General features: G+C 36.4%; 2 protein-coding genes and 2 pseudogenes. 3 read left to right on the top strand and 1 reads right to left on the bottom strand.

Annotation, left to right across the window (positions count from 1 at the left end; genetic code table 11):
* A pseudogene (locus tag HMPREF9425_RS08450) lies at positions 1-455 on the top strand (transposase); the annotation flags it as partial.
* Between the two features lie 51 nt (positions 456-506).
* Here the strand turns inward: HMPREF9425_RS08450 and HMPREF9425_RS08445 are convergent.
* Positions 507-1472 carry a ribose-phosphate diphosphokinase gene (locus HMPREF9425_RS08445; RefSeq protein ID WP_003091847.1) on the bottom strand — a complete coding sequence of 322 codons (966 nt, stop codon included), beginning with the start codon at positions 1470-1472 and terminating at the stop codon, positions 507-509.
* A gap of 260 nt (positions 1473-1732) precedes the next feature.
* On the opposite strand from HMPREF9425_RS08445, the gene HMPREF9425_RS10455 reads away from it, so the two are divergent.
* Positions 1733-2008, top strand: a complete 276-nt coding sequence (locus HMPREF9425_RS10455; RefSeq protein ID WP_003098234.1) for a helix-turn-helix domain-containing protein — start codon at positions 1733-1735, stop codon at positions 2006-2008.
* 123 nt (positions 2009-2131) lie between these two features.
* A pseudogene (locus HMPREF9425_RS10760) lies at positions 2132-2356 on the top strand (transposase); the annotation flags it as partial.
* Positions 2357-2373: the final 17 nt, after the last annotated feature.

The raw sequence follows: 2373 nt of genomic DNA, 5'->3' as shown, positions 1-2373 counted from the left end.
CCTTATCGAGCTTTAAAAAATCACTGGAGACTCAGCCGTAAGTTATCTTGTAAATCATTTCACTCAAAGACCTTTGGTCAAACCTTAATTCCACATGAAGTCGTTAAGAAGACACTGAATTTCTCAGAAGAACTCGCTAATTATTATAACCTCTATCAGCTCTTGCTGTTTCACTTTCAGGAGAAGAGGGGGGATGATTTTTTTGAACTCATAGAGGAGAATATAAGCAAGGCCAATCATTACTTCAAAACAGTCTTTAGAACTTTTCTTAGACACAAACAATACATCCAAAATGCACTAGAAACAGACTATTCAAACGCAAAACTGGAAGCTACCAACAAGTTGATTAAAGACATCAAACGGTTGGGCTTCGGTTTTAGAAACTTCATCAACTTTAAGAAACGTGTCTTCATCACTCTAAACATACATAAAAAGAGGACCTATCCGGTCCTCTCAAGATGTTAGCTTTTCGTCGCCCACTACAGTTGACAAAAAACCGCTTTAATCTATTTATGACTCATTTCGAACAATGGTGACAATGGACGTTTTTCATGAATACGAATGATTGCTTCAGAAATCAAATCAGCAATAGAAATTTGTTCAATCTTATCAATCAAACGCTCTTCTGGAAGATAAATCGTGTCAAGCACAACAAGCTTTTCAATAGCAGATTTTTGAATATTATCAAGAGCTGGACCTGACAATACAGGGTGAGTACACGATGCAAAGACATGAGTTGCACCAGCTTCAGCAAGTGCATCCGCTGCATGACAGATGGTACCAGCAGTATCAATCATATCATCAATCAAGATACATGTTTTCCCTTCAACATTACCAATGATATTCATAACCTCAGAAGTGTTCATTTTATCAACACTACGACGTTTATCAATGATAGCGATTGGTGTTTTCAAACATTGAGCAAGTTTACGCGCACGAGTAACACCACCATGATCTGGAGAAACAACAACCACATCATCACCCATAAGACCAGCACGATCAAAATAATCTGCGATAAGAGGCGCTCCCATCAAATGATCTACTGGGATATCAAAGAATCCTTGGATTTGAGAAGCATGAAGGTCAACTGTCAAAAGACGGTCAACACCTGCCACCTCGAGCATATTAGCAACCAACTTAGATGTGATTGGTTCACGTGAACGTGCCTTTCGATCTTGACGTGCATATCCATAATAAGGCATAACAACACTGATTGTCTCAGCGCTAGCACGTTTTAGCGCATCAACCATAATCAAGATTTCCATCAAGTTATCATTTACAGGAGAGCTTGTAGATTGAAGAATAAAAACGTGATGACCACGAATAGACTCTTCAATATTAACTTGAATCTCCCCATCTGAAAATTCACGAACACTTGATTTTCCAAGTTCAATACCAATTTTATCAGCAACTTTTGCTGCTAATTCTTGGTTAGACGACAAAGCAAACAACTTTAAATTCGTATAAGACATGATTTCCTCCAAAATATCTACTAAACCATTCTACCTTTTTTTAAGTTGATTTTCAACGCCAAATAAATGGTGTCACATGAACTTAACAAGGATAAAAATATTTCCCCTTAGTCTAGATTTTTTCATACACCATTATTTTCCCAGGCTGAAGATATTATTTATACCTTGAATATACAATACAAGTGATAAGTGCACAATAAAAACTCATAAGATTTTCTAGTAAAATAGAATTGAACGAACTAGTTACGAAAGGAAATCTTATGAGCTACCATCATTTTAGCATAGACGAGCGTGAAAGTATTCTCATTTACCGTACGCAAGGCCTAAATTTTTCTCAAATTGCTAAGTTATTTCATCGTCATCCGTCTAGTATTAGTCGTGAATGGAAGCGACATCTAAAAGAAGGAAGCTATTCTCCAAGTCATGCACAGAAATCCTACTATATTGCTAAATCACACTATGGGCGGAAACGTATGCTTGAAAGAGATCACAATTTAAGCAATACCGTCAAACATTTATTTCTCGATTACCAATAGTCTCCTGAAGAAATAGAAGGTCAGTTGAGATTAGAGTATGGGAAAACTGTTATTAGTTATCAAACAATCTATAGATCCATTTACAGAGGGCATTTTGATGATAACTCACTATCTCATGTAAAAATTGAAGTCTATTTTCCTGATCCCCATACTCCATGGCAACGAGGGACTAATGAGAATACGTATGGACTACTAAGAGAATATTTTCCAAAAGGAAGTGATTTAACATTGGTTGATGTGCAGGCTATTCAGCTGTGGGAGAACAAACTTAATAATAGGGCACGAAAATGTTTTAACAGGAAGACACCTTATGAAGTATTCTATGGGGAAAGTATACACTTAATTTGACAATTCAAGATAAAATA

The sequence above is a fragment of the Streptococcus vestibularis ATCC 49124 genome (assembly GCF_000188295.1).
In the GTDB taxonomy this organism is placed as follows: domain Bacteria; phylum Bacillota; class Bacilli; order Lactobacillales; family Streptococcaceae; genus Streptococcus; species Streptococcus vestibularis.
Note: the sequence above shows the minus strand (reverse complement) of the source record. Positions and strands in the feature narration are given on the sequence as shown.